The sequence below is a fragment of the Staphylococcus cohnii subsp. cohnii genome (assembly GCF_002902365.1).
In the GTDB taxonomy this organism is placed as follows: domain Bacteria; phylum Bacillota; class Bacilli; order Staphylococcales; family Staphylococcaceae; genus Staphylococcus; species Staphylococcus cohnii.
In genome coordinates, this window is the sequence record NZ_PPQC01000044.1 from 693 (window position 1) to 25794 (window position 25102).

At 32.5% G+C, this 25102-nt stretch carries 25 protein-coding genes; 2 read left to right on the forward strand and 23 right to left on the reverse strand.

Annotated features, from left to right (window positions below):
• Positions 1–136 precede the first annotated feature (136 nt).
• From CD032_RS07270 to CD032_RS07310, 9 genes are all read right to left on the reverse strand, one after another.
• The gene (locus tag CD032_RS07270) at positions 137–595 is read right to left on the reverse strand and encodes a hypothetical protein (protein WP_258026247.1); all 459 of its coding nucleotides are present in this window, start codon (positions 593–595) and stop codon (positions 137–139) included.
• Positions 596–1127: 532 nt separating this feature from the next.
• On the reverse strand, positions 1128–3470 hold the full coding sequence (locus tag CD032_RS07275; RefSeq protein WP_103211344.1) for a phage/plasmid primase, P4 family: 2343 nt from the start codon (positions 3468–3470) through the stop codon (positions 1128–1130).
• A gap of 106 nt (positions 3471–3576) precedes the next feature.
• Positions 3577–3882, reverse strand: a complete 306-nt coding sequence (gene tscT, locus CD032_RS07280; protein ID WP_103211345.1) for a type II toxin-antitoxin system toxin TscT — start codon at positions 3880–3882, stop codon at positions 3577–3579.
• Position 3883: 1 nt separating this feature from the next.
• Positions 3884–4081, reverse strand: a complete 198-nt coding sequence (locus CD032_RS07285) for a TscA family type II toxin-antitoxin system antitoxin (protein WP_103211346.1) — start codon at positions 4079–4081, stop codon at positions 3884–3886.
• Positions 4081–4278, reverse strand: coding sequence for a hypothetical protein (locus CD032_RS07290; RefSeq protein ID WP_103211347.1), 198 nt, complete (start codon positions 4276–4278; stop codon positions 4081–4083). The genes CD032_RS07285 and CD032_RS07290 overlap by 1 nt, the downstream gene beginning before the upstream one ends.
• A gap of 37 nt (positions 4279–4315) precedes the next feature.
• Entirely contained in the window at positions 4316–4498 is a 183-nt protein-coding gene (locus CD032_RS07295; protein ID WP_103211348.1) for a hypothetical protein, read from the reverse strand.
• 9 nt (positions 4499–4507) lie between these two features.
• On the reverse strand, positions 4508–4768 hold the full coding sequence (locus CD032_RS07300) for a DUF771 domain-containing protein (RefSeq protein WP_103211349.1): 261 nt from the start codon (positions 4766–4768) through the stop codon (positions 4508–4510).
• A gap of 16 nt (positions 4769–4784) precedes the next feature.
• Positions 4785–5408, reverse strand: coding sequence for a BRO-N domain-containing protein (locus CD032_RS07305; protein ID WP_103211350.1), 624 nt, complete (start codon positions 5406–5408; stop codon positions 4785–4787).
• A gap of 1 nt (position 5409) precedes the next feature.
• The gene (locus CD032_RS07310; protein WP_103211351.1) at positions 5410–5619 is read right to left on the reverse strand and encodes a helix-turn-helix domain-containing protein; all 210 of its coding nucleotides are present in this window, start codon (positions 5617–5619) and stop codon (positions 5410–5412) included.
• A gap of 145 nt (positions 5620–5764) precedes the next feature.
• On the opposite strand from CD032_RS07310, the gene CD032_RS07315 reads away from it, so the two are divergent.
• Positions 5765–6418: a helix-turn-helix domain-containing protein gene (locus tag CD032_RS07315; RefSeq protein ID WP_103211352.1), complete on the forward strand. Its 654-nt coding sequence runs from the start codon at positions 5765–5767 to the stop codon at positions 6416–6418.
• A complete protein-coding gene (locus CD032_RS07320) occupies positions 6405–7454 on the forward strand; it encodes a site-specific integrase (protein WP_103211353.1) in 1050 nt (349 codons plus the stop codon). The genes CD032_RS07315 and CD032_RS07320 overlap by 14 nt, the downstream gene beginning before the upstream one ends.
• A 392-nt stretch (positions 7455–7846) precedes the next feature.
• Here CD032_RS07320 and CD032_RS07325 read toward each other — a convergent pair whose 3' ends face one another.
• From CD032_RS07325 to CD032_RS07390, 14 genes are all read right to left on the reverse strand, one after another.
• Entirely contained in the window at positions 7847–8692 is an 846-nt protein-coding gene (locus CD032_RS07325; RefSeq protein ID WP_103211354.1) for a YitT family protein, read from the reverse strand.
• 343 nt (positions 8693–9035) lie between these two features.
• Positions 9036–9980: a DNA-binding protein WhiA gene (gene whiA, locus CD032_RS07330; protein ID WP_019469480.1), complete on the reverse strand. Its 945-nt coding sequence runs from the start codon at positions 9978–9980 to the stop codon at positions 9036–9038.
• Between the two features lie 51 nt (positions 9981–10031).
• Positions 10032–11018 carry a gluconeogenesis morphogenetic factor MgfK gene (gene mgfK, locus CD032_RS07335; RefSeq protein WP_103211355.1) on the reverse strand — a complete coding sequence of 329 codons (987 nt, stop codon included), beginning with the start codon at positions 11016–11018 and terminating at the stop codon, positions 10032–10034.
• On the reverse strand, positions 11005–11931 hold the full coding sequence (gene rapZ / locus CD032_RS07340; RefSeq protein ID WP_019469482.1) for an RNase adapter RapZ: 927 nt from the start codon (positions 11929–11931) through the stop codon (positions 11005–11007). The genes mgfK and rapZ overlap by 14 nt, the downstream gene beginning before the upstream one ends.
• A gap of 494 nt (positions 11932–12425) precedes the next feature.
• Positions 12426–13370: a thioredoxin-disulfide reductase gene (trxB, locus tag CD032_RS07345; RefSeq protein ID WP_064263788.1), complete on the reverse strand. Its 945-nt coding sequence runs from the start codon at positions 13368–13370 to the stop codon at positions 12426–12428.
• Positions 13371–13435: 65 nt separating this feature from the next.
• A complete protein-coding gene (locus tag CD032_RS07350; protein ID WP_019469484.1) occupies positions 13436–14884 on the reverse strand; it encodes a tetratricopeptide repeat protein in 1449 nt (482 codons plus the stop codon).
• A gap of 23 nt (positions 14885–14907) precedes the next feature.
• Positions 14908–15384 carry an acyltransferase gene (locus tag CD032_RS07355; protein WP_019469485.1) on the reverse strand — a complete coding sequence of 159 codons (477 nt, stop codon included), beginning with the start codon at positions 15382–15384 and terminating at the stop codon, positions 14908–14910.
• A 9-nt stretch (positions 15385–15393) separates the two neighbouring features.
• On the reverse strand, positions 15394–16230 hold the full coding sequence (gene lgt / locus CD032_RS07360; RefSeq protein WP_026034808.1) for a prolipoprotein diacylglyceryl transferase: 837 nt from the start codon (positions 16228–16230) through the stop codon (positions 15394–15396).
• Positions 16227–17165, reverse strand: coding sequence for an HPr(Ser) kinase/phosphatase (gene hprK, locus CD032_RS07365; protein ID WP_019469487.1), 939 nt, complete (start codon positions 17163–17165; stop codon positions 16227–16229). The genes lgt and hprK overlap by 4 nt, the downstream gene beginning before the upstream one ends.
• Positions 17166–17503: 338 nt before the next feature.
• Positions 17504–20341 carry an excinuclease ABC subunit UvrA gene (uvrA, locus tag CD032_RS07370; protein WP_103211356.1) on the reverse strand — a complete coding sequence of 946 codons (2838 nt, stop codon included), beginning with the start codon at positions 20339–20341 and terminating at the stop codon, positions 17504–17506.
• A 5-nt stretch (positions 20342–20346) separates the two neighbouring features.
• Complete coding sequence (gene uvrB / locus CD032_RS07375) at positions 20347–22332, reverse strand: excinuclease ABC subunit UvrB (protein WP_026034809.1); 1986 nt, start codon at positions 22330–22332, stop codon at positions 20347–20349.
• Between the two features lie 307 nt (positions 22333–22639).
• Entirely contained in the window at positions 22640–22870 is a 231-nt protein-coding gene (locus CD032_RS07380) for a CsbA family protein (protein ID WP_064263781.1), read from the reverse strand.
• Positions 22871–22875: 5 nt separating this feature from the next.
• Positions 22876–23517, reverse strand: coding sequence for a YfbR-like 5'-deoxynucleotidase (locus CD032_RS07385; protein WP_019469491.1), 642 nt, complete (start codon positions 23515–23517; stop codon positions 22876–22878).
• A 345-nt stretch (positions 23518–23862) separates the two neighbouring features.
• Positions 23863–24819: a CHAP domain-containing protein gene (locus tag CD032_RS07390; protein WP_064264207.1), complete on the reverse strand. Its 957-nt coding sequence runs from the start codon at positions 24817–24819 to the stop codon at positions 23863–23865.
• Between the last annotated feature and the right edge of the window lie 283 nt (positions 24820–25102).

Genomic DNA, 25102 nt, shown 5'->3' on the forward strand with positions numbered 1-25102 from the left:
TCGCTTTATTGCACTAAAGTCTTTCTTATTTCTAGCATATTGCCTTACCAGTCAATCAATATACCTAACAGATACATTGTTCACATGGGTAGAGAATTTGATGTGCTATCCGTTTGTGATTCATGGAAACACTCCCTTAACTTATTTTCTGTGTATTACCTTTAATATGGTGGGTCGGCATAACATAGTGACTATTTCTATCAATTTCTAACATACGTTTACCATCTCTGTATTTCTGCCAATATTTAGCATCTGCAGTGAGTTTATTAATTTCATCTAGTAAATAATTAATCGCTAAATGATCACCACGTAAATATATTGTCATATGCCCTACACTGTTATAGTTGAGTTTCAAATTGTACCCTCTTAACCACAAGAAAATTGATTCAGTATTTAACCTTGATTGCAGTGTTGCCTGTCCTAAACTCGACAAACACCAATCACATGTTATAAAGTCTATTTCTAAATACTGATACTTGCCCTGTGTTTTATAGATGTGACAAATAGGTTTGTTAGCAATTTCTAAATTCTTAATATCATTAAAGTTGAGTTTCTTATTATTTAATTTGAATGAATCAGTTGGTATTGAATGCATTAACACAGTTTATGAGTCCTCCTATTTTGAAATATGTTTAATAAGTTAATTCTATAATCACACGATTTACATTATTTTTAGTTACTAATGTTCCATATCTGTTGCCACTATTGCATAGGTATCTCATTTTCTTAATCTCCTTTTTGTTCGTTACTTATTTTATTTCGTTACCAAAAACGCCATTTCATTACCACCATTACCAGTTCGTTACCACTGATTTTTCTTACTGCCACAACGTGTTTAGTAGTTTACTGGTAATGAAAGAATGAAAATCAAGAAAAAACTTCTTATATATTAATGTCCTACTTCTTTTAGTTATTTGTATATTAACTTCTTAAAAATTGAAATTCCATTCACACTTTTGTCTATAAACCTTGTCATACCAACACTTAAGAGGTGGTAATGAACAATAATATTTCGTTCACAATAGTTCATATAAATGTGATTGAATGTACTATAAACGCCGTAATATCAACATTTAATAGGTGTGAATGAAATTTCAATTTATTCATCATTTCATTCACACTTTCATTCACACTACTTTCAAATTAGTATTTATATACGATTGCTTTTGTTCCCCATGTGGTAAAAGTGTAGGGTCAAAATGTCCTACTTTTGCTTGTAAGTCATTCACTGAATAATATCTAGGTTTATCTACCTTCCAATTTTTACCAAGATATCGTTCAAAACTTTTGCAGAATTTCCTTTCAGAAAGAGGTTTATAACCACTACGTTCACAGAAAAATTTATATCTGTAATAAACAATCGTTTTAGGTACTTTATCAACATTCCATTTATCAAACTCTGTGACTTTAAAATCATATACTGGGTCATTATCTTGAACATATTCTTCTAATAATTCAGCTGACACTCTAGGAAGAATAAACTTGTTGAAATTTAAATTTATAGCTTTGTGAAGTACATATTCTAGTACCTTTTTATCAGCAAGATATTTTTCTTTGATATCTGGATTTTCTTTTGTACCGTTAAAATCTGCGTTAAATGGTACTATTAAAAGTCGTCTGTTTGTACCACCAGTTTTATTTTTAAATCTCGGCATACCATTTGTAGATTGAATTACTGTAGTTCTAAAAACTGTACGATATGGTTGTTTATTCTTTATATTTACAAGCACTGGATCACCTGTAACTACACTATTAAAGTTCGAGCTATCCTCAATATTTACGCCTACAGGAACATCATCACCGATCACAAGTGTTTTACCTTCTAGTACGCCTAATTTAAACTCTTGGTCAAATTCATTAACTTTAAGACTCGCTACATTATCAAAACCGATTAAGTTAGTAAGTAACGTTTGGAAAGTGCCTTTAGCATTATTTCCATCACCTACAAGGAATATTGCTTTCTTGCGTGTGTAGTTTCCATTTAATGAATCATTAATAACTTGCCATAATAATGTAAATACTTCTCTATCACTACATGCAACTTCTTCTAACCAGCTATCAAAACTCCAACCATTAATAACTGGTGCTTTAGGATTATCAATATAATTAGTTGAAATCTTAGTAGTAAACACATAGTTAGGTGTAAAAGATTCTAATTTCATAGTTTTTCTGTTAAACACACCGTTATTTACTGGTATTAAATGTGGTTCGTTTGTTTTATCTATAACATCTACCATATTAGTTAAATGATATATAACTTCTTGTGCTTTCTTCTCATTGTGTCTAGGCTCTAACCAAGAAATAATACGTTTAATAATTGCAGTGTTCTGTGTGTAGATGCCTTTTTCGCTTTGATACATTGCTAATTTTGTATTTTCTTCTAAATCGAATATCACGAATTTTATTACATCATTGAGCAATACAGCACATCTATTTGTTCCAATTGTTTGTGGTGGTCTACCTGATGCTTCACCATTTTCTTTCGCTTTCTCAAACTCTGCTTTCATAAATGCTAACTCTTCGTTTCGAATCAATGATATAGTGTATCTAAGCGATTGCCCTGTACCTCTCAAATTAGGCTCGTATATTGTTTCTTGGTTTACAATAGCTGTATCCAGTTCGTTATTTCCCCACGTTGAATTGCCACGCTTTTCGTCCCATTTGTCAGTAAGATTATTGTAGGCTAAAAATATTCGTTCCATTTGTAACTTATCTCTACCAGTATAAAAAGCTAATACTCTTAATAGACTTTGTACTGCTTCACTAGGACTATCAAAAATATCTTCATACTCACCAGCAAGTAGTTTTTTATATTTGCTTTTCTTCATCATCATTTTAACGATTTCATCATCTGTAAAAATACTGCTTCCAGTTTTAGCAATTGTTAAATTTTGTCTTTTAGGTTCTGCTTTAAAATACCTTTCAACAATATTATTAATAGTTTCTTGGTCATCACAAATTTCACTTTGCCCGATGGTGTGACCTGTAACAGTCATAAAGCGCCCTGTGTCATACAATTCAATATCTAAGTCAGTACGTTTCTTTTTGCGTTCATCTGGTAATGTACCTTTGAAGAAACAATGTAAGCCTGTTCCACTCGGTGATAATTCACAATAAGTTAATTCAGTCATTTCTATTGCTAGATCAGATTTTAATTGACCAGTATCATGATTGACTGCATCATCTATATCCAAGCAAATGTAATTATCATCATCACTTAATACAAAGCCAATGCCATTATATTGTTCATCACTATCACAAAGTGAAATGACATCTTGAAATTCAAGCCATGTACTAACATTTGTAGAACTTGCTTTATAACCTTCTGTGCTATATGGGACTTTGCTATATACTTGTTGTTTTTCTATCCATTCAGCACGCCACAATACCCATTTAGGCAATTGTTTTAATTCATCGGGTATTTCTAGCGCATTGACTTCAATGATTTTATCTTTTTCCTTAATTGCCATTAAATTCCTCCCTATTCACTTCAAAAACGAAGCACGGAATGATATAATATATTTATATATATAAGCTATTCCATGCTTGTTTTGCTTTATTGTTATCGAAATTCATCTATGCGTTGTCAGATTCTGTCGCCAAACATTCATCTGATGACGCTTTTTCTATATCTAATGCTTTAAAATCTTTGATTAACTTATCAAATTGCTTTAGATACACTAGCATTAACTCAGTTGTATGTTCATGTTGTATACGAGATTCGTTATAACCAATTGCATAGCTTATTTTTTCATCTTTAGTTGTTAAATCTCTTTTAGTAAACATTTCATCACCATGCCACACGTGTGCTGTTACAACATCATCAATTTTTTCTTTCAATAATTCAAATTCACATATCAAATCTTTCTGATTCCAGTTCATTTTACTTAACCTCCATACTCCCTAGTTTTTGCATTGCCCATTCCATCATTGCTTCCAAATGTTCTTCATGATTTTTTATTTCAACCCATTCATGCTTACCTTCTTTTACCTTATGCTTGTATTCTGTTTGCTTATTATCAATGACTGCTTCAAATGTGTTTAGAATATCGCATAATATCTCTAATTGTGTTTGATTCATTATTTAGCTCCCTCTCTAATTTGTTTCATTTGCATTTTTAAATCATTTAAATCAATAAATAACTTGTTATTTAAATTGAATAGTAGTTCTCCCAAATCTTCGCTGATTTCTTCATCAAGTGGTTTTGAATTGCAGTAATCTACTAACCATTTCATCAATTCATTTGCATAGTCACTTTGACCTAAAATATGATGCATTTTTTCTGTTTGTACGATATATTCATCTTATGTCATATTATTTCTCTCCTATTTTATATTTACGTCTGATTCTTCTATCTTCCAAACTATCTTTTATCACAATTGATATAAGTGATAGTGGTGTATATAATGCCAGCGCATTAAAGATGTCATCTGTGTATATTCCTACTGCTGCTGACACTGAAGCACTTGCGGTAATTAATGCTATAAATGTTTTCATTCTATCCTCCTAAGAATTATATATTTCGTTAAAATTTTTCTTGATGTAATCTTTCATTGGTTCTGCTAAAAACTTGTAATGATCTGCTTGTGATTTAGGCTCATGTACATACCTTTCAATATCCTTTTTAAATTTTGGATTTAGCAATAGTTTTTTCATAATTGAATTCCTTGATAATTGCATGTGTGACTGTAAATCTTTGAATGACCACACAAGCTTAGGTTCATTGATAATTACAATACCTTCACTTTCTTGTAGTTGTTCTTGCATTATTTTCACCTCCTTATTAAGCAGTAGCTTGTGTATTTAAGTATTTATTGTAGATAGTTTTACTGACTGAAATATCTAAACCAAATTTGTTAATAGAAGTCATTAAATCGACTGTGTCATCTAAAATTTGTTGACGAATAATTAACATATCCTCACTCATTTGTTCTTTTTTCAAAGCTTTATCATAACCAAACAATGTTGAAACACATTTATTAACTACAGTTTGACATTTCATATAACTAATCTTATTGGGATTAGATAAACCTTTTTGCAAAACGTCCATAGCTTTTCGTTGATGCTGCTTATCCATTAAATCAAATACTTCATGTTGCTTTAATCCGATTGATTGTCTTAACTCTTTAATAACTTGCTTAACCCATTTCTTAAACTCATCAGCTTCATCACGTCTACTATTCCAAATAGCTTCGTAAATGCCTACTTCTGAAATAATTACAGCTTTTTGCTTACCTTTAAGGGTGTCCACATTATGGACAGCCTTTTCACTCTCATCTAATAATCTAGTCATATGTGGTGTGTGTGAATACCCTAATGCTTTAGCAACATCACCTGCTATTGCCCAATACTCTCCGTCTTTTTCGATAAAACGAATTTCTTTGTCGTCAAAAATTTGTTTAATCATGTTACGCCTCCTTTATTTTAAAAAAATCATCAAAGTTTATTCCCAAACTATCTGTAATGAGTTTTGCAGTTTTAGGACTAACTTTTTTATCTTTAAATAAGATAGTTAAAGTAGCAGGAGAAACTCCTATTAAAGATGCAAAACTATTTTTCGTGTTGCCACTCATTACGATTTGCTTATTTAATTCTTTAGGGGCTTTGACTTCAATCATTTACGTTCACCTCATTTCTAGAGATAAATTTTTATCTCTTTTAACTTAATTTAACTCTACTATATTTATCAATTTATGTCTAGTGGTAATTTTCTATTTCTTTAAAAAGTTTTTAATGTTACTATTCATATAGAGGTGATTGAAAATGATTGAAAAAGAATTAAGCTCTAAAATAGGCGAAGAGTTAAAGAAGGCTAGAAAAAAATATAAAGTGTCTGCCCAAAAAATTGGTGACGTGTTAGGATATTCTCAAAGCCATATTAGTGGCATTGAAAATGGCACAAAAATTATTCCAAACAAAAGATTTATCACTAACTATTTGAAATTTATTACCAATTCCAATTTTTCTGAAATGAATTTTTATATTAATAATATAAACGAAATAGCAAATGGTGAAATCCAACTTGCCACTTATTTAGATGATAGTACGTCATTAATGAATGCGTTAGTTAATGATTACGAAGATGATACTTCACAAATTAATTCTTTAAAATATGAAAAACGAAATGGAGAAAGCGATAAAGAGCATTTTGATTTTCCAATAAATGATATAATGTTTCATTTAACAGATTCAGAAAATCCAAAATACTTTAACAAAATTAAATTGAGTATAAGCGACAAAGAACATATAAATAAATACATCGAAGATTATATTGTTTTAAAATATAAAATTCATTTATCACAATTGAACGACTTGTATAATAAACATAAAATTAACGAAAAATCATATAATCAAGAATATTATCAAATTGATAGAATTTTAAAGTCTATTAAAGGGGATAACTATGGCAAGCTTTGAAAAGCGAGGTAAAACATGGAGATATTCAATCTCATATGTAGATGATGAAGGCAATCGCAAAAAAGTTCAAAAAGGTGGTTATCGTACTAAGCAAGAAGCTAAACGAATTGCAGAAGATTTAGAGTATAAAATGAGAAATGGATATGCTATAAGTAATGATGTGACGTTCGCAGACTACTTTTACCAATGGTATGAAGTTAATAAAAAGCCTCACGTATCGGAATCAACCAAGAAACATTATGAATCTGCATACAAGCATATTAAAGACCATTTTAGATACAAGTTATTAAAAGATATTAAACGTACTGAATACCAAAAGTTTCTCAATGAGTACGGTTTAACGCATAGTTATGAAACGATTAGAAAGTTGAATAGTTATATACGCAATGCATTCGATGATGCTATACATGAAGGTTATGTTATTAAAAACCCTACATACAAAGCAGAATTACACGCATCTATTCCAGCTAAGACGGAAGAAATGAAGTTTATTAACGAATCAGAATTCAAAAAACTTAAACATTATTTTGAACAAAAAAATACCACCTCATCACTTGTGCTATTAGTAGCACTTGCAACAGGTGGTAGATTTTCAGAAATCGCTAAATTGAAACGTGAAGATCTGGATATTAAAAATAATAAAATTCATTTAAGAGGTACCAAGACCGAAACATCAGACAGAATAATAAGTATTGATGCAGTAACTATGAAACGTATACAATCATTTATTGATTCACGACCTACTAATATCAGTGGTTACATCTTTACTGTTGATGGTAAAACGATAACTAACGCTGCTGTAAACAAAGTACTGAGAAAAGCATGTGCTAATCTAAATATAAAAGAGATAACTATTCACTCGCTAAGACACAGTTTCTGTTCTATACTCATACATCATGGCTTTTCAATACTATATATATCAAAACATTTAGGGCATTCCAATCCAGCCACAACACAATCCATTTACTCCCACCTACTTCAGGAAACCTATGAACGTGAAGATGAAAAAGCAATGAAATTATTAGAAACTATTTAAGCCACTTAATAATAAATATTAGGTGGTTTTTTATTATAATTTATATTTCAGTCCCCAAATAGTCCCCACAAAGTAAAGAAAAAGCTTATATAACAACGTTTAATCACTTTATAATATGCCCTTCGAGGGATAATTGAATGTTCTTCGTTATAAGACATTACCTTAAATAGTGATTTATCGGGCTTTCAATGACTTTTATTTTCAGTCATTGAAAGTCCTTTTTATATTTCTACACCACGTAAAATATAAAACAACGATTCATAAGATTTAAAAACAAATTTCTTCATTTATAACGTTTAAATGGCTTAACTATTGTGATTCAAGCATTTAAAGTTTCGCGAAAATGATTTTATGATTATTTTTAAACATTTAACTACTTAAATATATCACCATTATTTCACATTGATAAACGTGCTGCCTAAAACATCTCTCACATCGTGAATAACTAAAAAGGCATTTTCATCTACTTCATTGACTAATTTTTTAACTCTGGTCACCTGAGACTGAGGTACAACAACATATAACATCGTTGTTTCAGTTTTAGCATAACCGCCTTTTCCATTTAATAGTGTCGAGCCCCGACCGGTAAAGGAATTTATTTTGTCACTGATAATTTCATTCTTACTAGAAATGACCGTAACGCCTTTTTTAGGATTAAAGCCTTCAATGATAAATGAAGTCGCTCTTTCTGTAATGAATAACATGATAATCGTAAATAACACATTTTTTAATGGTAATACCATTAAGAAAGATAAGACGACAATACCATCTAAAATAAAAATACCTTGTGATGTTTTCATTTCTGAATACTTACTTATGATTTTAGCAATGACAGATGTGCCTCCAAGTGTACTCCCTGTAGAAATTACTAGTCCAGCACCGATTCCTATAATTGCACCACCAAATACAGAGTTGATAACAAAATCATCTATACCTAAATTTATATTTTCAGTTACTCTTAAAAAGAATGAGAGTGCCGTGTTTGAGATGACGGTATAAACAGCGATTGTTTTGTTTAAATACTTCCAACCAACAAAAACAACGATTGTATTAATAACTAAAGAAGACCAAGCTGGAGAAAAGCCTAAGGTATACTTCAAGGCTAGTGCGATACCGACTGTACCCCCATCACCTAAATTTGATCCTAGTAAAAAGCAATTTACACCTATAGCGTTAATAAACGTTCCAACTAAACACAAGATAATACTTTTATAATGATTTTTTATTAATGCTGACATTTATTCACTCCCATTCTGTTCGATTTAATCTAAACTATAATCACGTCATATGTTATGTATATATTCAATCCATACCTAAATAATTGACTTAGCTATTCCTAAACTTAGATTACAATAGCAGCACATTTAAGTGTCAAAACTTAATTTAGTATTAATAAGGCATCGTAAGATCCTCAGAAAATGTAGCCCTATTAAAAAAGACACCTCTTATGAGGCGTCATCTATAAATCTAATTAGAATATTATAATATCAAAACGTAGTTTTTTTCAATAACATTTTAATATATTTTTAAATTTAGTCTTATCATTTGTAATAAATGCCACATTCTTTTAAGAAAAACTAATTAAAGTTCGATTGTTTCACCGCTTCGGATTTTGTCAGCCATTTGATTTAATTTTCTTAAACGATGATTGACACCAGATTTTGAAATTGTACCTGAAGACATCATTTCGCCTAATTCTTTCAAAGAAATATCTTGATGTTCTATTCGTAATTTCGCTATTTCACGTAATCGATCAGGCAAGTTATCTAACCCGATTTCTTGGTCTATTAATTGAATACTTTCGACCTGCTTCATCGCTGCACTAACGGTTTTATTTAAATTAGCCGTTTCACAATTAACTAATCTATTTACAGAATTTCTCATGTCTCTGACAATACGCACATCTTCAAATTTAAGCAACGCTTGATAACCACCGATTAAACTCAAGAAATCAGAAATTTTTTCAGCTTCTTTTAAATAAGCGATGCTTCCTTTTTTACGTTCTAGATGTTTCGCATTAAGTTCATATTCATTCATTAAATTCGTAATGCCTTCTGAATGATCTTCATACAATGAAAATATTTCTAAATGATAGGAAGATGTTTCAGGATTATTCACTGATCCACCTGCTAGAAATGCACCACGTAGATAACTTCTTTTCATTTCATCTTCATGGATCATTGCTTCATCTATTTCATGCGTAAAAACACCATTCTTCAAAATACCTAATTCATCTAAAATTTCTTTGGCACGAGCTTTAATTCTACAAATATAAATATTATTCTTTTTTAATTTCATTTTTTTTCTTACAAGTAACTCTACTTCAACATTAAATACTTTTTTTATTAAAGAATATATACGTCTTGCTGTCGTAGCATTTTCAGTTTGAACATTTATCACAAATTGTTGGTTTGAAAGACTGAGTGCACCGTTCATCCGTATGAGTGCACTGAGCTCTGCTTTTGCATTTATTTCATCTACTTCTATTCTCGTAAGTTCATTTTTCATTTCTGATGCAAAGCTCATACATCTTCAGCCCCTTCTTATCTAAGTTTAATACTTAGTTTATTTACTATTTTATTTATCTCTGTTAAATTCAATCGTTTCTGTTTCACTCATGGCAATCTCGTAAATCATTTTAGACAAGACCTCTGTATTATGTCTAACATAATTTTCTTGTGACACTTCTACTAGGTTTTCGTGTGTAAAAACTTTTATATTTTGTGCTTCCATATCTTTCATGTTGCATTTAACTGGATCTGCGCCATCTTCTTTATAACGACGTATAACATCAGCATTAAACGTCTGAGTACTACATATAGCATAGTTTATACAATGACGTCCCATGTGATTATGTATTGCATCAACATGATCTAAAGCAGTGTAATGATTAGTTTCCCCAGGTTGCGTCATAACATTTGATACATATAGCTTTGGCGCATCACATTTTAATAATGAATCCGCAATACCTTTAACGCACAGATTAGAAATTACACTTGTATATAGGGAACCTGGTCCTAAAACGATTAAGTCAGCATCTTCTATCGCCTCAACAGCTTCTTCCATAGGTTCTACATTTTCTGGTTCTAAAAATACACGTTCTATCTTTTTATTTTTTTTAGGAATTTTTGATTCGCCATAAACAATTTCACCGTCTTCCATCACTGCATTTAAGCGTACACTGGAATTTGTAGACGGTATTACTCGACCTCTAATATTTAAAATTTTACTTAATTCTTTTACTGCGTGTCCAAAATCGTCATTCATATTCGTTAATGCAGCTATTAATAAGTTACCTAAAGAATGACCTTCAACTTGATTTTCTTTAAAACGATATTGGAACAATCTTTCAATTGTTGATTCTGAATCGCTGAGTGCTGAAATTACATTTCGTATGTCACCTGGTGCAGGAATATCCATTTCGCTTCTAATTTTCCCCGTACTACCCCCATCATCAGCAACTGTGACAATGGTCGTAATATCTATTGGAAAATCTTTTAAACCACGTGCTAAAACAGATAAACCTGTACCTCCGCCAATAAGTACAAGTTTAATTCTTTTCATTTTTTTGCTTCACGCCACTTTCAATTTGAGCATCTCTATGATGCACATATACATTATAGTCAAAATTTTCGTTGAGTTCTGCACCAATGCGTTTCGCCAGAGCTACAGAACGATGTTGGCCTCCGGTACAACCAATAGCAATCACAAGTTGTGATTTACCTTCTTTTTTATATCCTGGAATCATAAATTTTAATAAATCCATCAATTTCTCATAAAAAATATTTGTTGTTTTCCATTTCATAACGTAATTATATACTGCTTCATCTTCTCCAGTTAGGGGTCTTAATTCATCTACATAATGCGGGTTTGGTAAAAACCTCACATCAAACACTAAATCCGCATCCATCTGAATCCCATGTTTAAAACCAAAACTGGTTACATTAATGTTGAATGTTTGATAATTACTTTGATTAAAGTAATCTCCAATTCGCTTACGAAGCTCTTTGGGTTTCATAAATGATGTATCAATCGTGTAGTTTGCTAAACTTTGAATCTCAGAGAGTAAACTGCGCTCTTCTTCAATTGCTTCAATTAACGAGCGTTGCCCTTGTTCATTTAATGGATGCGCACGTCGTGTCTCTTTATAACGCGAGATCAACTTTTCGTTGGAGGCTTCTAAGAACATCATATCAACAATAATGTCTGAGTTACTTTTGATTTGATCGATTTCTTTAATCAATGATTTGAAAAGTTCTTTCCCTCTTAAATCAATGGCAATGGCTACCTTTTGCAACGAAGGATTTCCTTGACCCATTAATTCTACAAACTTCGGCAACAGTATTGGAGGTAAATTGTCTACACAAAAATAACCGATATCTTCTAAACTTTGTATTACAACTGACTTACCTGCGCCAGATAAACCCGTTACAACTAATAATTCACTTTTAGTCACTTCTTTTTCTTCTCGTTGCATTACTTTACACCATCCAAAGATTATTTTTAGACATTCCATTTATTGTTCTGGAATTTTATTTCAAACCACGCAATCATTTTAACTTAGTCAGTTTATGACCACTATGCTATCACATTATATTTTACATGAAAAACGACTTTGGTAGTAGTTTTATCACTTAATCGACCCTAAGTACTATGTAGACTGACTTAAATGAAATAAATTTGTGTCCACAAATGTAACTGAGCACTTTTCAATTTTTCAATTAACATAATTTATAATAGATTAGCGTCTGTGCGACGTAATTAGTATATAGCTCCTGAAATATACATATATTAGGTTTATACCTCACACAAGCGATTCATAGAGCTAACACTGCACACTTACACTTAAAATGCGATTATGTAAAAAAGCTAGAATGCTAAACCTACATGATTAATGTATGGTTGAAACATTCTAGCCTGTCTGAATCCCGTTATTATCCAATTAAATTCTATAAATAATATATTTTAATCTTATGCTTCTATAGTATCTTTTAATTCTTCAATATAAGAAATTGCACTTTGTGCTGCAATACTGCCGTCACCTGTTGCAGTTACGATTTGGCGTAGGCCTTTTGCACGTACGTCTCCAGCAGCATAAACACCTGGGATTTTCGTACTCATATCTTCATTAGTGACAATATAGCCTACTTCATTTGTAATGCCTAAATTTTCAAATGGTGCCGTTAATGGTTTCATACCAATGTATACGAAAACACCGTCAGCATCGAAAGTTTGTTCAGCGCCATCTTTTGTTGATTCTAAAGTAACTGAACCAACTTTACCGTCTTTTTCGTTGATTGTTTTAAGTGTATGACTCCAAATAAAGTCGATTTTATCATTTTTAAAAGCACGATCTTGTAAGATTTTTTGCGCACGTAGTTCATCTCTACGGTGAACGATTGTTACACTGTCAGCGAATTTTGTAAGGAATGTACCTTCCTCAACTGCTGAATCTCCACCGCCGATAACAAATAATTTTTTGTTTTTGAAGAATGCACCATCACATACCGCACAATAACTCACACCACGGCCACCTAATCCTTGTTCACCGGGCACACCGATTTTTTTATATTCAGCACCAGTAGATATAATCACAGCTCGTGCAGTAATCTCACTGTTGCCAAGATTTATGACTTTATATCGACCTTTGTCTTCAATTGATTTGATATCACCATATTGATATTTTGCGCCAAATTTTTTAGCGTGTTCAAACATTTTAGTTGATAAATCTGGCCCAGTAATCATTTCAAAACCTGGGAAGTTTTCAACCTCTTCTGTATTTGCCATTTGTCCACCTGGCATACCACGTTCAATCATTACAGTACTTAAGTTTGCACGTGATGCATACACGGCAGCAGTCATACCAGCTGGCCCTGCACCTACAATCGCAACATCAAAATCCACTTGTTCAGCCATTTAAATTGCCTCCTGTTTATTAATTCATTATACGCATTATATATGATTTCTTGCATTTCATAAAATTATATGCTTACCAAATAGTCTATTGTTTTATTTAAACGATAAGCCGTTATATCAAACCATTCTAATACTTGTTGTTTAGTAATCTTAGTATCCATACTCCGATAATACATATAAACAAAAGCAGCCACATAATCATCTACATTAGTTAAATCTGCTTGTTCTGCTATAATCGCCTCTGCTTTATCAATCCATACGATAAATAATTCTGAGTTATTTTTCAAGTATTCAATATTATACAACATTAACATGCCTCTATGAATAAAATCTAACTTATTTAACTGTAAACCTTGAATGAGGTAAGTTAAATATAATTTTTCATAATCATTCATATCTTCTAAAACAGCCCATATGTCTTGTGTCAGTAAGACTTCACGACCCTTTAATTGATTTAATAAGAAAATCCCGTATAACCTCCGATGACTATCATCACTCAATAATAGTGGCAATACTTGTTGGTTGAAATACGCCTTACTTTGCTCAATTACCCAAGGCGCATAACCTACATCAACCTTAGATATTTCTTGTAACTTAGACCAAAAATATTTGCTATCTTCGATATGATTGAGATGATAATTGTTGTGGCTCAATGCATTGTACATTTGTATAGAGAGAAATTTCCCTTTTCTATAAAGTGGTTGCAGCAATTTTTGAGAAGCTTCATATTGTTTTAAATAACAAAGTACAATACCTAACTTGAACGATTCATCATCATTCATAGGTACGACTTTACTTAAAATATTCAAATAACGTTGATATTTTTCTTTTTCATTGGTGTTATATAACAATAAAGTGTAATGACAAAGTGCATGTACATCAGTATTATCCTCATTAAGCAAACGTTCAAACATTACTTTAGCAGTATCATATTCATTGAGGTAAAGATAACACATGGTTAATAAATTTCTAACTACTCGATGATCTTGAATCGCTTCATTTTGATTTAAAACAAAGTTTCTTGCCTCGGGCAGTCTGCCTTGTGAAAATAAATATTGAAAAATGAGCTGAACCGCAAATAATTGGCACTCAACCTCAATCTTTTCTTCAGAGTTATAAGTAACCTCAAACATTTCTTCTAATTCTTCTTGGTAGTCGTCATCATCTGCTAAAATGACATAATTCATTCCGAATAAAAAGGCTTTATTTGCTTCATTGAGCGTAATATTTAATTGGCTGAGTTGATAGTAACTATCCACTATCGATTCTTGTTTAGCAATCATTTCATAAAAAATATGTTCTGCTCTATTGTTATAACCAAGATGTGCTAGACATTCTGATAATTTTACTTTAATTTCAAAAACATCAATTTCTTGGGGTGACATTTCAAGCACTTTTTCATAGTATTCTGCTGCCTTTTTATAATCTTGCTGTTGATATTTTTGATCAGCTAATTTTTTATAAAAAGGACTGTCAAGTTTCATTGAAATAATTTTATTGCTGTTTTGCGCCATCCATGTTCACCTCCTGTATTTAGTCATTGTTTCAGTTGCATTGGATTTCCATATGCTAACGTGTGATTCGGGATGTCTCTGGATACAACAGTACCTGCGCCAACTTTCACATGATCTCCTATTTTTACCCCAGGCAAGATTGTTACATTAGCTCCGATTAACGTGTGATTTCCAATATAGACATGCCCTGTTCGAAATTCATCTACTAAAAATTCATGCGTTAAAATAGTTGTGTTATAACCTATGATACAGTTTTCACCAACCGTTATATACTCGGGATGCAATAAATCAGGTACAACTTTAAAAGCAAATGCAGTATGTGCACCTATATTCATATTTAATAAATTACGATACATCCAATGTTTTAATTTCACATTAGGTAAGTAACGACAAACTTCTATAATCACTGTTTGTTTAAACATTTTGACATGGCTTATGTAGCGATACATATGCCATAATGGATTTTTACCATTAACTTTTAGCTTTTTTAAGTCACGCATTATATTCTATCACTTCACCTTTTGCTTTGACCATGTTAAAGGGCCAACATCTTTATATCTTGGTGCATTATATCTCACTCTTCTAATTATCATAAGGACAATGCCCGCAACAATAAGTACGACAGACATGAGTTGCGCAACACGTATATCACTCGTGAGCATCAAACTATCTGTACGTAAACCTTCTACAAAGAATCTACCTATAGAATACCAGATAAGATATAGTGCAAAAGTATCACCTATACGTAAATGCTTTCTTAATGAAATTAATATAACAAAACCTAGAATATCCCATATGGATTCATATAAAAACGTTGGGTGATAGTATTGGCCATCAATATACATATTGTTAATAATAAAGTCCGGTATATGCATATTTTCTAAAAATGATTTAGACACAGGACCACCATGGGCTTCATGATTCATAAAGTTACCCCATCTGCCAATACCTTGTCCTAAAATCAAACTCGGTGCAATCACATCACCAATTTGAAATGGATTGATATTTTTTTGTCTACATACAATAATACCTGCGATAAAACCGCCAATCAGACCGCCATGGATTGCGATCCCTCCATACCAAATCATAGGTATTTCTATTGGATGTTGCGCATAATAAGGCCATTGGAAAATAACAAAATAAATTCTAGCTACGATAAAACCAAAAATTGCACTCCAAAAGATGATATCAATTAATATATCTTTATCAAAGCCTATGCGTTTAACACTTCCCTGAGCAATAAAATAACCTAATAATATACCCACGGCGATGATAATGCCATACCAATGAACAGATATTGGACCAAGCTCAAATGCAATTGGATCAATGTAATTCAATATCATCATTTATTCTCCTTATTGTTGCTACCATTACGCATAATTTCAGCATTTAAGCGATCATTGAATTCTTCTGCAGTATTAATCCCCATGATATTAAGTCTATAGTTCATCGCTGCAACTTCAATGATAACTGCTACGTTACGACCAGGTCTAACTGGTATGGTCTTTTTAGTAATCTCAGTGTCTAAAATACGCAATGTTTCTTCATTCAAACCAACGCGATCATACAATTTATCTTTATGCCAATTTTCTAAATGAATATTTAAGCGTAAACGCTTTTCGGTCAATATGGAACCTGCACCAAAGAGTGTCATTACATTTATAATGCCTAAACCTCTAATTTCTAATAAATGTTCTATTAATTTAGGTGGTCTACCAATCAGTTCATCTTTACTAATTTCTCTAATCTCTACATTGTCATCCGCGACAAGTCTGTGACCGCGTTTAATTAGTTCAAGTGCTGTTTCACTTTTACCGATACCTGAGTCTCCTGTTATTAGTACACCTACACCATACACATCTACTAATACACCATGCAACGAAGTTGTTCGTGCAAGTTCATGTTCTAAGAAAGTCGTTAAACGGCTCATCAATTGTGTTGTTGCAATTGTTGACGTAATGAGTGGTGTATCAAATTCTTTCGCTGATGCTACAAGCTCTTCCGGTGGCTCTAAATCTCTTGTCAATATAATTGCTGGTGTTTCTGGTCGACATAATTTTTTCATGCGTCCTTTGCGCTCTTCATCCGGTAGTAGATTATAAAATGATAATTCTGTCGTTCCTAACAATTGAATGCGGTCAGAGGCATAGTGCGAAAAATATCCAGCCATTTCTAATCCTGGTCTTGATATATCTGTATTTTTTATTTGCTTATTTAAGCCCGACTCCCCAGCTATAAGCTCAAGGTTAAAGCGTTCAATTAAACTCTTTGTTGTTAACATAGGTTCACCTCTATTAATATTTCTCCTGAAATTTCATATGTCATTATCATATCAAAAAGGACTGATAATCTATATAAAAAAGTACAAAAGTCTAAAATAAATCCTATCGTTTTTATCATACCCTATATTATTTTTGAATAAAATTACTAAAATGGTTAGTAATCCCATTTATTTTAAATGATTACGTCGTTACAATCCAGCAAGGTTGGATAAGCTTGAATGGGATAAAATGCTAGATATCAAAAAACTACTCCATATATGCCAGACACATCAACATGCCTATTTGTATGGAGTAGCTAATATTTTATATATTTTTTCAGAGATTGGTCAATAAACTATTATGCTTGAACTGTATCTCTTTCTAATACTGGTTTTAAATATTGTCCAGTGTAGCTTCCTTTCACTTTTGCAATATCCTCTGGTGTACCTGTCGCAACGATAGTACCACCACCGTCTCCGCCTTCTGGGCCTAAATCAATAATATAATCAGCCATTTTAATAACGTCTAAATTGTGTTCAATAATGACAACTGTGTCACCATTATCAACTAATTTATTTAACACTTTTAATAATCGGCTAATATCATCAACATGCAAACCAGTTGTTGGCTCATCTAATATATATATTGAACGACCAGTAGAGCGTTTATGCAATTCTGAAGCAAGTTTAACACGTTGTGCTTCACCACCAGATAATGTCGTAGCCGGTTGTCCTAAAGTAACATAACCTAAACCAACATCCACTAGAGTTTTCAATTTCCGATGTATCTTAGGGACATTTTCAAAAAAGTTTGTTGCTTCTTCGGCAGTCATAGCTAAGATATCCGCAATGTTTTTACCTTTGTATGTTACTTCTAGTGTTTCACGATTGTATCTCGAACCGCCACAAACTTCACAAGGTACATAGACATCCGGTAAAAAGTGCATTTCTATTTTAATGATACCGTCACCTTTACATGCTTCACAGCGACCACCTTTAACATTAAAACTAAAGCGACCTTTAGAATAACCTCTGACTTTCGCTTCGTTTGTTTGAGCAAAGATATCCCGTATGTTATCAAAAACACCTGTATACGTTGCTGGATTAGAACGTGGTGTTCTACCAATTGGCGATTGATCAATATCAATAATACGATCAAGTTGATCTATACCGTTAATTTCATCATAATCACCTGGTTTAACTTTAGATTTATTTATCTTTTTAGCTAATGATTTATAAAGTACTTCATTGACCAATGTACTCTTACCGGAACCAGATACACCCGTAACAACATTCATCGTTGAAAGTGGAAAATCTACATTAACATCTTTCAAATTATTACTGCGTGCGCCTTTGACACTTATCTTTCTATCCGTAACTTCACGACGTGATTCTGGCACCTGGATTTTTTTCTTACCACTCAAATATTGACCAGTTAAAGACTTTGTATTTGCCATAACTTGTTTTGGCGTACCACTCGCAACAATTTCACCGCCGTGGTCTCCAGCACCTGGTCCTACATCTACTAAGTAATCTGCGGCACGCATTGTATCATCGTCATGTTCAACAACGATTAAAGTGTTTCCTAAATCTCGCATTTCTTTTAAAGTGCTAATTAGCCGATCATTATCACGCTGATGTAATCCTATTGAAGGTTCATCTAAAACATATAACACACCAGATAGTCTCGAACCAATCTGAGTTGCTAAACGTATACGTTGTGCCTCACCACCTGACAAAGAACCAGAGGCACGATTGAGTGTTAAATACTCTAAACCTACATTATATAAAAATTCTAATCTTGAATTAATCTCTTTTAAAATTTGATTAGCAATTTTTCTGTCTTGCTCTGATAATGTGATATGTTCATAGTTATACAGTGCATCTTTAATAGAGTGCTCTACCACTTCACCGATATTTTTCCCGTCCACATATACAGACAAAGCTTCACGGCTTAAACGTTTGCCATGACATGTTTCACATGTAAGTTCTGTCATGTATTTACTCATCATTTCTCTAACGAGTTCTGATGGTGAATCATGATAACGTCTATTGATATTATTGATAACACCTTCAAACGCCATCGTACGTTTTCTTGTTTGGCCATTGCGTTGTTTGAAAGTAAATTCAATTTCTTTATCTTTGGAACCATAAAGAATAATATCTTTTTGGCGTTCTGTTAATTTTTTGAATGGTTTATCCATATTTATTTTATATACTTCACAGACACGATTTAATAATGTTGGATAAAAGTCTGAACTTGAAGATTCCCAAGCAACAATTGCACCTTCATTCAATGATTTCTCCTTATCAGGAACAACTAAGTCTAAATCTACCATTAGTTTTTGTCCTAAACCATCACAAGTTGGACAAGCTCCAAATGGGCTGTTAAAGCTAAACATGCGTGGTTCTAATTCTCCGATTGAAAATCCACATATAGGGCATGCATGATTTTCGGAAAATTTTAGTTCATCGCCATCAATGATATCTACGATTATATTACCTTCTGCTAGTTGTAATGCCGTTTCTATAGAATCAGCAAGACGTGTTTCAATACCTTCTTTGATTACAAGTCGGTCTACAACAACTTCTATCGTATGGTTTTTATTTTTATCTAGACTTGGCACTTCATTTACATCCGTAATTTCGCCATCAACACGCACACGTACGTATCCTTTTTTACTAATGTCATCAATTAACTTTTCATGCGCACCTTTTCTATGACTTACTACAGGTGCCAGTAATTGAATCTTACTGCGTTCTTCAAGTTGTAAAACTTGATCGACCATTTGTTGTACAGTTTGAGATTCAATTTCTATACCATGATTTGGGCAATATGGCTTTCCAATACGTGCATATAATAGACGAATATAATCATAGATTTCAGTAACAGTAGCAACCGTAGATCTTGGATTTTTACTCGTTGTTTTTTGGTCTATTGAAATCGCAGGAGATAAACCTTCAATAGTATCAACATCTGGCTTATCCATTTGTCCTAAAAACTGTCTTGCATAAGCACTTAACGATTCTACATATCTACGTTGCCCTTCTGCATAAATCGTATCAAAAGCTAATGAGGATTTGCCTGAGCCAGATAACCCTGTCATTACTATAAGTTTATTTTTAGGTATTTCAATATCCACATCTTTTAAATTGTGGGCACGTGCCCCTTTAACTACAATGGATGGTTGCTTCATTTTCGTCACCCTTCTGCTTTTAATTCAAACAACATATCTCTGAGTTCAGTTGCTTTTTCAAAGTCTAAATCTTTAGCTGCTTGTTTCATTTCTTTTTCTATATTGCTAATTGTTTTTTCGCGCTCTTTTTTCGTCATTTTTTTAGGTACTTCCGTACGTTGTGCTTCGTTTGTTTCATCTGTTTCAACAGTAGCACTGATAACATCGTGAATTTTTTTATTAATTGTGGTAGGTGTAATATTGTGTTTTTCATTATATGCTTGTTGAATCGATCTACGACGTTCTGTTTCATCTAGCGCGTAACGCATTGAATCTGTAATTTTATCACCATACATAATAACTTCACCGCCACTATTACGCGCTGCACGACCTACTGTTTGGACAAGTGATCTTTGCGAGCGTAAGAAGCCTTCTTTATCTGCATCTAATATGACAACAAGAGATACTTCTGGTATATCAATACCCTCTCTTAACAAGTTAATACCAACAATCACATCATAGGTACCCACACGTAAATCTCGAATAATTTCAATACGTTCTAAAGTTTTAATTTCTGAATGTAAATAATTCACATTAATGCCTGCTTCTTTCAAATACGTGGTCAAGTCTTCACTCATCTTTTTAGTCAATGTTGTTACTAATACACGTTCATTTCGATTAATACGTTCTTGTATTTCACTGAGCAAGTCATCAATTTGCTTTTCTGTCGGTCTAACTTCTATCTTAGGATCTAATAATCCTGTTGGGCGAATAATTTGTTCCACCATTTCATCTGTATGTTCTAATTCATAAGGTCCTGGTGTTGCAGACACATATACAAGTTGTTGCGTTTTTTCTTCAAATTCTTCAAATTTTAACGGTCTATTGTCTAAAGCACTTGGTAACCTAAAACCATGGTCAACAAGTACTTGTTTACGCGCACGGTCACCGTTATACATACCTCTGATTTGTGGTAATGTCACATGCGATTCATCAATCATCACAAGCCAATCATCTCCAAAATAATCGAGCAATGTATAAGGCGTTGAACCCATAGGTCTTAGTGTCAAATGTACAGAATAATTTTCGATACCTGAACAAAATCCCATCTCTCTCATCATTTCTAAATCATAATTCGTTCTTTGTTCCAGGCGTTGAGCTTCAAGCAATTTATTTTCGGAACGCAACTCTGACAAACGTTCTTCAAGTTCATTTTCAATACGTTGGATGGCAGATTTCATTTTTTCTTCTCGGGTAACGAAGTGGGAAGCTGGGAAAATTGCAAAGTGATCGCGCTCTCTTAACACTTCTCCAGTTAAATAATTAACCTCACGTATTCTATCAATTTCATCGCCGAAAAATTCAACACGAATGCACATTTCTTCACGAGAGGCTGGGAAGATTTCTACAACGTCACCTCTAACACGAAACGTACCACGTCTAAAATCAATATCATTTCTTGTGTATTGCACATCTACCAATTTTTTAAGTAACTCACTTCTGTCCATTTCCATACCAACACGAACACTGACAACTAAGTCACGATATTCTTCTGGATTACCTAAACCATAGATACAGCTCACACTAGCAATAATAATGACATCATCTCGTTCAAATAATGCACTTGTCGCAGAGTGACGTAATTGGTCAATTTCGTCATTAATTGACGCATCTTTTTCAATGAATGTGTCAGTTGATGGTACATAGGCCTCTGGTTGATAATAATCGTAGTAACTGACGAAGTACTCGACTCTATTCTCAGGAAAGAATTCTTTAAATTCACTATATAGTTGACCCGCTAACGTTTTATTATGGGCGATAATTAAAGTTGGCTTACCAACTTGTTGAATCACATTACTCATTGTAAATGTCTTACCAGTACCCGTAGCTCCTAGTAATGTCTGATGTCTCTTCCCTGCATTCACACCATCTACAATTTGTTGAATCGCTTCTGGTTGGTCCCCTTTAGGATCAAAATCCGATTGTAATTTAAATGGGTAGTGTTCCATAATGACACAAACCTCCTATTATATTTCTATCTGCTCGAACATAATTTAAATATCTCATTTAACACGCGACTTATTTTAATTTATATAACTATATTTTACATACGTATGTTATTAACAGTTTATATTTTAACAGATTTACAACCTTTAATACAAACATTTGTTCGTAAATTAGTGTTTCACTAAATAAAAACAAACACAGTACATGACCATGTTTGTTTGCGTTAATAAATTTTTATTCTGATAAAATGAAGTTAAATAATTATATACTTTTTGTCATGTTGTATCAATTAAGTTGCTTAACACTTATTAGCTAATCATCTTCTTTTTTGTGGAGTTCCAATTGATCAATAATTAAGTAACCTGCTAATAATGAAGCAACATCTATAAAAATAATCCATTCATCATGAAAAAAACCTTTTTCAATTGATGTTCCTATTAAAAACAAAGTTAAAATAGTACCTACCCATTTACTTCTTGTCAGTACACTAAACAATACAACAAGTATGCAGGGAAAAAAAGATGCTAGTATATACCAGATCATTCATGTCACCCGTTCCTATTATTTAAAATAGACATCGTTGTTTCTCGTAATTCCGATTTTGGTATAAATCTCTCTGTAAGCATTTCAGGAATAATATTTTCTATAAAATCTTGCACTGAATTCAAATGGTCAAATTGCATAATTGTTTCTAATGACATTTCGTATATTTCAAAAAATAGTGGCTCAGGATTACGTTTTTGAATTTCACCAAATGTTTCATATAACAAATCTATTTTGTCAGCAACAGATAAAATTTGACCTTCTAGCGAATCATCTTTTCCTTCTTGCAGTCGTTCTCGATATATAGATTGATATTGTTCTGGTATTTCTTCGTTGATAAAATGATCTACCATTTCTTCTTCTACTTGTGAGAATAATTTTTTTAATTCTCCACTCGCATATTTGACTGGTGTTTTAATATCTCCTGTAAAAATTTCGGCGAAATCATGGTTTAAGGCTTTTTCGTATAAGCTTTTCCAATCTACTTTATTGCCGTGATATTCTTCTACTGTACCTAAATATTGAGCAATTTTAGTCACTTTAAAAGAGTGTGCTGCAACATTATGCTCAAAATATTTAAATTTCCCAGGCAATCGTATTAATTTTTCTAAGTCTGATAAACGTTTAAAATATTGATGTACTCCCATGATAGCGCCTCCTCATTTATTTAATGATTGATTATACTTGATTTTATAATATCATTCCACATGTAAAATGTCTTTTTAATGCTGTTAAATATCATCAAATCATTCTATTTTCAAAATATAACCTATTTATTTGTCTTTCAAGTTTTATTCATTTTACATCATTTCAAAAATTGATGTGTCCTTTAAAAATTTTATTGAAAAAGTACCGAACGTAAAAAATGGCATCTCTGACATATAATGACTATTATGATAATAAGCCCGAGACATCATTTATGTCCCGGGCCATTAATTTAAATATAGTTGTACAATTGCTAGTAATATTGCTGATTATAAGTTTTTAACTTTTTAATGAATATAGTTATATTGTCCCGAATTATGAATGGTTCTATAAGATTTTTGTCCAACACCTCGCCAGTTCATTTCCGAAACCAAAATGGATCCATCGCTGTTTTGACGTTCTACAATGCCTACATGACCATAATTTCCAGCATTACTTTGTAAAATAGCGCCTACTTCAGGTGTAGAATTAACAACATAACCATTTTGACGTGCAGCTGAAGCCCAGTTATTCGCATTGCCCCAAAGCGTTCCTACAGATTTACCTAATTGTTGACGCCTATCGAAAGCGTAGTATGTGCACTGACCCCAATCATAATAATTCTGTCCTCCGGATGCATGGTATTTTGGTTGATAACTATTGTTATGAATATTGTCAACGCTTGATGTAGTATCGCGTTCATCAATACTATCATTTGACCAAGACTGCTGCTTTACTGGTAAAGAACGGTTAGCTAATTTTGTGAACGTATTATTGTTTTCAGTTGTTACACCTACTGTCAATTGATCACTATTAGACGTACTTTCTAAGTCATTTTGTGCGTAGCTTTCAGAATTAATTTGTGCATATGCGCTTTGTAATTGATTATTTAAATGTGATGAACCTTTTTCAGAAACAGCAATAAGCTGTCCAGGATGAATTGTCTCTGTAATAAACGGATTCAATTGATAAAGTTCATTTAAGCTTATTTGATGTTTATTCGCAACACCTTGTAATGTATCTCCTTCTTTTACTTCTACAATATCTTCGTCAGGGAGTACTAGCGTTTGTCCAGATTTAACCGACTGTACAAGTTCCATATGATTTAATGATTGTATCGTATTAGTCGTTGTTGCGAATGCTTGCGCTATATTTGATAAATCAGTATCTTCTTTCACTGTATGTACTTGATTCGCTGATGCTAGACCATTCACGCCAAAAAACAGTGCTGCAGAAGTTAGAGAAAAAGTTAAGCCTTTCTTCATTATGTGTTTCAATCCTTTGCTGTCTAAATTTATGCGATATTTAATCAATCATAATATAGCATATCCGCTTAATACTTTTAGCATTGTTATCGTTTTGTAATGCAAAAGATAATTATTAACTGAACGCCTCATTGGCCATTAACCAAGCCTTTCTTACCTTTATCACAATAATTTTAATCATTGACGCACATCGGTTAAATTCAACTGTAATATTTTAATTTGCATTTTACATATTAAGAAGTTGTTTATTAAAAAATCACTAATAAAATTAAGCAATTGATTG

What these genes read in the sequence shown, in the direction of transcription:
- CD032_RS07270 (WP_258026247.1), bottom strand. Translation starts at nt 595, where the DNA reads ATGCATTCAATACCAACTGATTCATTCAAATTAAATAATAAGAAACTC.
- CD032_RS07275 (WP_103211344.1), bottom strand. Translation starts at nt 3,470, where the DNA reads ATGGCAATTAAGGAAAAAGATAAAATCATTGAAGTCAATGCGCTAGAA.
- tscT (WP_103211345.1), bottom strand. Translation starts at nt 3,882, where the DNA reads ATGAACTGGAATCAGAAAGATTTGATATGTGAATTTGAATTATTGAAA.
- CD032_RS07285 (WP_103211346.1), bottom strand. Translation starts at nt 4,081, where the DNA reads ATGAATCAAACACAATTAGAGATATTATGCGATATTCTAAACACATTT.
- CD032_RS07290 (WP_103211347.1), bottom strand. Translation starts at nt 4,278, where the DNA reads ATGCATCATATTTTAGGTCAAAGTGACTATGCAAATGAATTGATGAAA.
- CD032_RS07295 (WP_103211348.1), bottom strand. Translation starts at nt 4,498, where the DNA reads ATGAAAACATTTATAGCATTAATTACCGCAAGTGCTTCAGTGTCAGCA.
- CD032_RS07300 (WP_103211349.1), bottom strand. Translation starts at nt 4,768, where the DNA reads ATGCAAGAACAACTACAAGAAAGTGAAGGTATTGTAATTATCAATGAA.
- CD032_RS07305 (WP_103211350.1), bottom strand. Translation starts at nt 5,408, where the DNA reads ATGATTAAACAAATTTTTGACGACAAAGAAATTCGTTTTATCGAAAAA.
- CD032_RS07310 (WP_103211351.1), bottom strand. Translation starts at nt 5,619, where the DNA reads ATGATTGAAGTCAAAGCCCCTAAAGAATTAAATAAGCAAATCGTAATG.
- CD032_RS07315 (WP_103211352.1), top strand. Translation starts at nt 5,765, where the DNA reads ATGATTGAAAAAGAATTAAGCTCTAAAATAGGCGAAGAGTTAAAGAAG.
- CD032_RS07320 (WP_103211353.1), top strand. Translation starts at nt 6,405, where the DNA reads ATGGCAAGCTTTGAAAAGCGAGGTAAAACATGGAGATATTCAATCTCA.
- CD032_RS07325 (WP_103211354.1), bottom strand. Translation starts at nt 8,692, where the DNA reads ATGTCAGCATTAATAAAAAATCATTATAAAAGTATTATCTTGTGTTTA.
- whiA (WP_019469480.1), bottom strand. Translation starts at nt 9,980, where the DNA reads ATGAGCTTTGCATCAGAAATGAAAAATGAACTTACGAGAATAGAAGTA.
- mgfK (WP_103211355.1), bottom strand. Translation starts at nt 11,018, where the DNA reads ATGAAAAGAATTAAACTTGTACTTATTGGCGGAGGTACAGGTTTATCT.
- rapZ (WP_019469482.1), bottom strand. Translation starts at nt 11,931, where the DNA reads ATGCAACGAGAAGAAAAAGAAGTGACTAAAAGTGAATTATTAGTTGTA.
- trxB (WP_064263788.1), bottom strand. Translation starts at nt 13,370, where the DNA reads ATGGCTGAACAAGTGGATTTTGATGTTGCGATTGTAGGTGCAGGGCCA.
- CD032_RS07350 (WP_019469484.1), bottom strand. Translation starts at nt 14,884, where the DNA reads ATGGCGCAAAACAGCAATAAAATTATTTCAATGAAACTTGACAGTCCT.
- CD032_RS07355 (WP_019469485.1), bottom strand. Translation starts at nt 15,384, where the DNA reads ATGCGTGACTTAAAAAAGCTAAAAGTTAATGGTAAAAATCCATTATGG.
- lgt (WP_026034808.1), bottom strand. Translation starts at nt 16,230, where the DNA reads ATGATGATATTGAATTACATTGATCCAATTGCATTTGAGCTTGGTCCA.
- hprK (WP_019469487.1), bottom strand. Translation starts at nt 17,165, where the DNA reads ATGTTAACAACAAAGAGTTTAATTGAACGCTTTAACCTTGAGCTTATA.
- uvrA (WP_103211356.1), bottom strand. Translation starts at nt 20,341, where the DNA reads ATGAAGCAACCATCCATTGTAGTTAAAGGGGCACGTGCCCACAATTTA.
- CD032_RS07380 (WP_064263781.1), bottom strand. Translation starts at nt 22,870, where the DNA reads ATGATCTGGTATATACTAGCATCTTTTTTTCCCTGCATACTTGTTGTA.
- CD032_RS07385 (WP_019469491.1), bottom strand. Translation starts at nt 23,517, where the DNA reads ATGGGAGTACATCAATATTTTAAACGTTTATCAGACTTAGAAAAATTA.
- CD032_RS07390 (WP_064264207.1), bottom strand. Translation starts at nt 24,819, where the DNA reads ATGAAGAAAGGCTTAACTTTTTCTCTAACTTCTGCAGCACTGTTTTTT.